Source organism: Pseudomonas sp. GM21 (genome assembly GCF_000282215.1).
In the GTDB taxonomy this organism is placed as follows: domain Bacteria; phylum Pseudomonadota; class Gammaproteobacteria; order Pseudomonadales; family Pseudomonadaceae; genus Aquipseudomonas.
Window position 1 is genome coordinate 21,938 of the sequence record NZ_AKJS01000032.1, and the last position, 7,371, is coordinate 29,308.

At 58.1% G+C, this 7,371-nt stretch carries 7 protein-coding genes; all 7 read right to left on the bottom strand.

Features of this window, described 5'->3' with window-relative positions; translation table 11 throughout:
* Positions 1-2: 2 nt before the first annotated feature.
* Complete coding sequence (locus PMI22_RS22840; RefSeq protein WP_007943807.1) at positions 3-554, bottom strand: glutathione peroxidase; 552 nt, start codon at positions 552-554, stop codon at positions 3-5.
* Between the two features lie 24 nt (positions 555-578).
* The gene (locus PMI22_RS22835) at positions 579-1,703 is read right to left on the bottom strand and encodes an acyl-CoA dehydrogenase family protein (RefSeq protein WP_007943808.1); all 1,125 of its coding nucleotides are present in this window, start codon (positions 1,701-1,703) and stop codon (positions 579-581) included.
* 42 nt (positions 1,704-1,745) lie between these two features.
* On the bottom strand, positions 1,746-2,546 hold the full coding sequence (locus tag PMI22_RS22830) for a crotonase/enoyl-CoA hydratase family protein (RefSeq protein ID WP_007943809.1): 801 nt from the start codon (positions 2,544-2,546) through the stop codon (positions 1,746-1,748).
* Positions 2,543-3,616 carry an acyl-CoA dehydrogenase family protein gene (locus PMI22_RS22825; RefSeq protein WP_007943810.1) on the bottom strand — a complete coding sequence of 358 codons (1,074 nt, stop codon included), beginning with the start codon at positions 3,614-3,616 and terminating at the stop codon, positions 2,543-2,545. The genes PMI22_RS22830 and PMI22_RS22825 overlap by 4 nt, the downstream gene beginning before the upstream one ends.
* On the bottom strand, positions 3,616-4,764 hold the full coding sequence (locus PMI22_RS22820; protein WP_007943811.1) for an acyl-CoA dehydrogenase family protein: 1,149 nt from the start codon (positions 4,762-4,764) through the stop codon (positions 3,616-3,618). Before PMI22_RS22820 ends, PMI22_RS22825 begins: the two co-directional genes overlap by 1 nt.
* Before the next feature lie 111 nt (positions 4,765-4,875).
* Positions 4,876-6,183, bottom strand: coding sequence for an amidohydrolase family protein (locus PMI22_RS22815; RefSeq protein ID WP_007943812.1), 1,308 nt, complete (start codon positions 6,181-6,183; stop codon positions 4,876-4,878).
* Positions 6,184-6,383: 200 nt separating this feature from the next.
* Positions 6,384-7,371 (bottom strand): cytochrome P450 (locus PMI22_RS22810; RefSeq protein WP_007943815.1); only part of this gene is annotated, 988 nt, incomplete at its 5' end.

Sequence of the window (7,371 nt, forward strand, 5' to 3'; positions counted from 1 at the left end):
CTTCAGGCCTCTTTAGCTAATTGCGCTTCGATAACCTCAAGCAACCGAGGATCATCAGCGGCAACGTCCGGAGCGAAACGAGCGACAACCTTGCCGTGACGATCGATCAAAAACTTCTCGAAGTTCCAGAGCACATCCGTTGTGTTGGCAGACTCAATGCCATAACCCTTCAGACGTTCCCGGAAAGGACCTTCACCCGTTGACTCCGGCTGTGTGGTCGTCAGTTCGGCATAGAGAGGATGCTGGTCGGCGCCGACCACCGAGATTTTCGAGAACAACGGAAAATGAACGTCATAGTTCACGGAACAGAACTCAACGATATCCGCGTCGCTACCCGGTTCCTGCTCCCTGAAATTGTTGGCAGGGAAACCCAGCACTTCCAGCCCGTGGGACTTTTTGCTTTGGTAGAGTTTTTCCAACCCTTCGTATTGCGGGGTCAGGCCACATTTTGAAGCAACGTTGACCACCAGCAGGACTTTGCCCCGATAGTCGCCAAGGCGGCTGGCGCTGCCATCGATCTGCGTCAGCGAAATATCGTAAAGGTCGTTACTCATCTGTCTGCCTCGTGCAGTTGTACTTCAAAGGGTACGGCCGATGATTTCTTTCATGATCTCCGAGGTGCCGCCATAGATGCGGGCAACTCGGGCGTCGACCCAGGCGCGGCTGATTTTGTATTCGCTCATGAAGCCGTAGCCGCCATGCAGTTGCAGGAACTCGTCGAGCAGTTTGCCCTGCATCTCCGAACCCAGCAGCTTGGCCATTGCAGCGATTTCCGGTGTCAACTCGCCGCGCATGACCTTGGCCAGGCAGTCGTCGACAAACACCCGCAACATGGTGGCCTGAGCCTTGGCTTCAGCCAGCTTGAAACGGGTGTTCTGGAAGTCGAGAACCGGTTTGCCAAAGACTTTGCGCTCTCGGGTGTAACCGATGGTTTCTTCCAGCAGCGTGTCGATCGATTGAGCGGCACGGATAGCAATAATCAAGCGTTCCCAGGCCAATTGGTGAGTCAGGTATTTGAACCCCATCCCCTCCTCGCCCAAGCGATTACCAACCGGCACCCGCACCTCATCAAAAAACAGCTCGGCGGTGTCCTGCCCTTTCAGGCCGATCTTTTCCAGCAAACGTCCCTTGGCGAAGCCAGCACGGCTTTCTTCCACGCAGATCAAGGTCAGCTCTTTGGCCGCAGGATCCATCTTGGTGGCAGTGACCACCAGACCCGCATTGCCGCCGTTGGTGATGAAGGTTTTCTGGCCGTTGACGATGTAGTCATCACCGTCACGCCGTGCCGAAGTGCGCATGGCTCGCAGGTCGCTGCCAATACCCGGCTCGCTCATCGCGATCACGCCAATCAGTTCGCCGCTGACCATGCGTGGCAGCCATTGCTGCTTCTGCTCTTCGGTACCGTAGGCAACGATGTAAGGGGTGACGATTTCCGAGTGAGTGGTGAAACCCACGGCGGTCGCGTTGGCTCGCGCCAGTTCTTCGATCATCACCGCCGAGTGACCGAAGTCGCCTCCCGGGCCGCCGTATTCTTCGGGCACCGTGGAGCATAACAATCCGTTCTCACCAGCCTTGAGCCAGACTTCCTTGGGAACGATGCCGTTTTTTTCCCACTCATGCAGGTAGGGCACGATTTCGCGGTCGACGAAACGGCGGGCCTGATCACGGAACATGTTGTGGTCTTCACGAAATACGCCACGCATCTTGCTTACTCCAGATCGATTCTTGTTGTTGGCAATGAGTAATCAGCGGTCCTGGTATTGCGGGTCGCGCTTGTCGACAAACGCAGCCACCGCTTCCTGATGGTCCTCGGTGTGATGCGCCAGCGCCTGGTACGCAGCAGACAACTCCAGTAGCGAGTCGAGTCGCATATGTTGGCCTTCGCGCAGCAGGCGCTTGCACAGGCGCAACGCATGGCCCGGGTTGCTGGCGATCCGTCGCGCCAAGGCTTGCGCTTCCGACTGCAGGGTTTCGTGGGTGCAGACTTGCTCGACCAGACCCCATTCCAGCGCTTTGGTCGCATCGATAGCGTCACCGGTGAACGCCATCAGGCTGGCTTTCGGGATGCCGATGATGCGCGGTAATAGCCAGGCGCCGCCGTCACCCGGAACAATGCCCAGACGCACGAAACTCTCGGCGAAGATCGCCTTGGGCGCCGCCAGACGGATATCGCACATGCACGCCAGATCGAGACCCGCACCAATCGCCGGGCCGTTTACCGCGGCGATTACTGGAATATCCAGCTCATAGATCGCCAAGGGAATACGCTGAATGCCATCACGGTAGGTATTGCGCAGTTCATAAGGCGAGCCGGCGAAGATGCCACCGCGCTCGTGCATATCCTTGACGTTGCCGCCGGCACAGAACGCGCTGCCGTTGCCAGTGAGCACCATGACCCGCACCGAGGTGTCGCGACGCAGTTGCGCGCAGAGGTCGACAAACTCCTGAATCTGCTCAGGTGTAGTCAGGGCATTGCGGGTGTCGGGATGGTTCATGCGCACAGTGACGATACCGCCCTCGCGCTCAATCTGAAGAAACTGGCTCATGCCGGATTACTCGCAAGACGGGTTAATGATTGTTGGCCATGACCAGTCAGTAACGGCCAATACCCCTCGCTGCCACTCTGGCAAACCCGGACGCCAAGACGTTGGCTCCAAAGGCTGGCCGAACCGAATTCACTGCGCCACGCCCACAACCGGCGGGTGTGCAAATGCAGGGGATATTCCTCGGTAAAGCCAATGGCACCGTGCACCGAATGGGCAAAGCCGGCGCCAACACTGGCCGCTTCTGCCGTGCTGATTTTTGCGGCAGCAATGGTTAACGCGGCGAGTCCACAACGGGATTCTACGAAGGCCGCCTCGGCGGCAATCCCGGCGGCGGCGGCTTGTTCAGCGAATACCGCCAGTTGCTGTTGAATGGCCTGGAAGGAACCGATGGCCTTACCGAACTGCTTGCGCTCACCGGCATAGTTGGCGGTCATGTCCAACAAAGCGTGCAATGCCCCGGCGGTCTGGGCCGAGCGCAGCATCGCGCCACCCATCTCCAGGACATTGGCGTCAAACCCTTCGGGCAGTGGCGCGTGCGCCAGCACCTGTGCGCTGGTAAAACCCAGGTCATCGCGCGGTTCTCCCGCCACATTCAGACTCAACGTGAGTTCACTGGCAGCACTGCGCGCAAGCAACACCACATGCGGAGTACCGGTTGCGCTATTGGCAATCGCTACGATCGCTTCAACATTGCGCCCCCAAGGCACCGAATAGACGGTGCCATAGACGCGCTCACCCTCAAGCTTAAGATCGGCGTGAGCGGCCATGCTCAAGGCGCCCGTCCGCCCCTCCAGCCCGGCCTTGCTCAGCAGCCAATTGGCAAACAGGGCCTCACCCAACGGTGCAGGAACTGAAAAGCGCCCGGCCGCACGGACCAGCACATACATATCAGCCCAACTGGCTTCGGCACCGCCCAGCGCTTCGCTGACACCCGCCAAGGTAAAACCCGACTCGTCCAGCGCGGACCATAACTCGGCCGGCCATTCGCCGCCTTCACACCCCATCACATAAGCCGGTGTCGCCAAATCGGCAAACAGGCGTTCAATGGTCGTTTCAAATATTTCGCGCATTATCGCAACCCCAAGCCGCGGGCAATGATGCCGCGCAGAATTTCGCGGGTGCCCCCACGCAGTGAGAATGAGGGGGCCATTTGTGTCAGGTAAGCCAGCACGCGCGCATGTTCGCTGCCGCCGTCTTGCCGTGGCTCGGTTTCCAGCAATAGCTGGGCAACTTCGGGAATTTCCTGCTCAAAGGCATTGCCGAGGTCTTTCACGCAGGAGGCTGCCCAAGCTGGGTGCTCACCGGCTGCCAGTTGTGCCGTGACCGACAATGACATATTGCGCAGAGTCAGCAGCTTGGCTGAAAGACGCCCGATCTCTCGCGCTTGTAACGCGTTGGGTGTCTTACCCACCGCATCAATCAGTGTTTTCAACAACGCCATGCAGCTGAGGAAACGCTCAGGGCCGCTGCGCTCGAAGGCCAGTTCGGCAGTCACCTGATCCCAACCTTTTCCTTCCGTGCCGATCAGCGCGTCGGCGGGCAACCGCACATTGTCAAAAAACACTTCGTTGAAGTGCTCGCCACCGGCCAGGTCGCGAATGGGCCGGATGGTAATGCCGGGCAGGCTCAAATCGACGATGAATTGCGACATGCCCTCATGGCGGGCCGCCTGCTTTTCGCCGGTACGCACCAGGGCAATCATGTACTGCGAATGATGGGCGTTAGTGGTCCAGACCTTCTGGCCATTGAGTAGCCAGCTATCGCCCTCACGGACGGCAGTGCTCTTGATCGAAGCCAGGTCAGAGCCGGAATTGGGCTCGCTCATGCCGATGCAGAAGTAGCTTTCACCCCGGCAAATGGCCGGCAGGTAATGTTGCTTTTGCTCCTCGGTACCGAAACGATTGATCAGCGGCCCGCTTTGCCGGTCGGCGATCCAATGGGCCGATACCGGTGCACCGGCCGCCAGCAATTCTTCAATAATCACATAACGGGCAAACGGCCCCGCCTCTGCACCGCCGTACGCCTTAGGCAAGGCCATGCCGACCCAACCCCTGGCGCCAAGTTTTTTACTGAACTCAGCGCTGAAGCCCATCCAGGATTGGGCACTCAAGGTCGGTGGGTAATCGGCCAACGTGTCGTGTATGAATGCCCGCACTTCTGCGCGAAGCGCTTCCGCCTCGGGAGGAATATTGCTGTAGGTAAATTGACTGATTGCCATATGCGCTCTCTAACGCTGAACACAGGCGTAATCGCTTCGAACGAAGCGACCACAGAACGGCAGCCACTCCTGCAACCGCCGTTGGCCGACGGCTGCAGGAGCAGCGGCACCTTACAATGCGGTTTGCGCGTCAGCCTGGGCGAACATCGCATTGATGTCGCCGGAGGTGACCGGCTTGTTGTCGTGGCGACCATGATCGGCACCACCCAGGCCCAGGGCAGGCTCGATGCTGACGTGTGTCGCCTGAGCCCGCAACGCGCCGACCGTGCAATTTTCCCGACCGTGAATGGAGAACGGATCGAAGGAGAACTCACGCATCGCGTTCAAGTGAGTGACCTTGTCGATCATCTCTTTTGGCAGGTGCTGCAACCCAGCCCATGCTGTTTCTGGCGAGTTCGGCCAGGTGCAGTCGGAGTGCGGGTAATCGCTTTCCCAAGTAACCATCTCGGCGTTCAAGTAGTCGAGGTTCTTCAGGCCGAAGTTGTCTTCGATAAAGCAGGTGATGAAGTGTTTGTTGAAGATGTCGCTTGGCATCTTCCCGTCGAAGTTGGAGTTGGTCCACGCATTGTGATGACGGTGCGTGAAATCAGCACGTTCCAGCAGGTACGGAATCCAGCCGATGCCGCCTTCGGAAAGCGCCATGCGCAGGTCCGGGAATTTCTTCCACATCGGCGCCCAAATCCAGTCAGCCGCGGAGTTGGCGATGGAAATCGGCATGGAGGTAATCCAGGCGTCGATTGGCGACATATCCGATGCGTGGTTGGCTTTGACGCCGGTACCGATATGGCAGCAGATCACTACTTTGTTATCGCTGCAGGCCTTCCACAGTGGATCCCAGTAATCGCTATGGATGGACGGGTAACCGTGAATCGCCGGGTTGTCAGACAGCGACAGTGCGTGAACGCCCTGTTTAGCCAGACGAACTACTTCGGCAGCGGCGGCTTTCATGTCCCACCACGGCACGATCATCAGCGGAATGAAACGACCTGGCGCAGCGTTGCACCAGTCGTGCAAATGCCAGTCGTTATAGGCTTGGATAGCGGCCATCGATACTTCGCGATCAGCGTGCACCTGGAAGCGTTGCCCGGCAAAGCCCGGGAAGGTTGGAAAGCACAATGAACCGAGCACGCCGTTGGCGTTCATGTCGTCGACACGGTCCTTGATGTTCCAGGTGCCACGGCGCATTTGCTCGTAGCCCAACGGCTCCATGCCGTATTCCTCTTTAGGTCGACCGACCACAGAGTTCAGGCCCATGTAGCCAGTAGCCTGCTCCTCGAAGACCCACACATCACGGTCACCTTTCTTGACCACATGAGGCTCACGCCCCTTGAAACGGGCAGGCATGTGGCGAGCAAACGCATTCGGCGGCTCGATCGCGTGGTCATCGACACTGACGAGAATCAGATCTTCAACTTTCATTGTTTTCCCCTTCGCATTCGGGCTTGTTGTTGTGCCTGAATCATAGTGCACATCTTAATTTAATTAAACACATTTTTTGAATGTGTTCATATTAATTCGACACAGGGGAAAAATCTTGAGGTAGAGCGCGCTGAACCGCGGCAGGCGCAAGGCCTGTCGCGGTTCAACCAGAGGATTTACGAGAGGGGTACGGACGCCGTTCAGTCCCACAACACATGCAGGTAATGCGGACCGCGCAGCTGTGCACCGACGATCTGCGGCCCCGGCTTGTCTGGGTCGAGGCGGATATTGGGCATCAAGTCGAGGATCGCATTCAGTGCGCAATTGATCTCGGTTTTGGCAACGAACTGACCGATACACATGTGTGGGCCAAAGCCGAAGCCAAACGAAGGTTTTGGCTTGCGGTCGATGTCGAATTTATCGGCGTTTTCGAACGCATCCTCATCGCGGTTGGCGGAGGTAACGATGCATTGCACCATCGCCCCTTTGGGGATAGGCACACCACGAATCTCCAGATCCTTGGCGGCCTGGCGCACCTTGAAGGTGGCCACAGGCTCAAAACGCACCGCTTCATCGATGGCCTTGTTTACAAGACTACGATCATTGCGCACCCGTTCCAGCACATCCGGATTTTGCAGAAGCAATGCCATCAAGGTTCCGAAGGTGCGGGTCGTGGTTTCGCTGGCAGCCGGGAGCAGTGAGCGCACGAAGGTGGTGATCTCATGATCGTCCAGGGAACGCCCTTGGTACTCGACGCCGATCAGCCGGCTGATCAAGTCATCCCCCGACGCGCCCGCAGCCCGACGCTCGGCTACTACCACTTTCACCACGTCATACAGCGCTTGTGCGGCATCCATGGCAGCGCCACGGGCGGCGGCGGCCTTCTCTGGGTCGACTTGCGGACCGGCCAGAATTGCCAATGCCCAGGCGGCGTATTGCTCGATTTGCTCAGGGCGATCTTCAGGAAAGCCGATCAGGGAGTAAATCACCCGGATCGGGAAATACAGGGCGAAGTCCATCAGGTCGCCCCCCTTGGCGGGCACCATTGGCTTGATGTATTCCTCGCGTATCACCCGGTCGATCCTGGTTTCTTTCCAGCGATTAACCGTATCCGGCATGAATACCGGTTGCAGCAGATTACGCATGCTCTTGTGAGCATCGCCATCCATTGCCGTGAGAATCAAACCA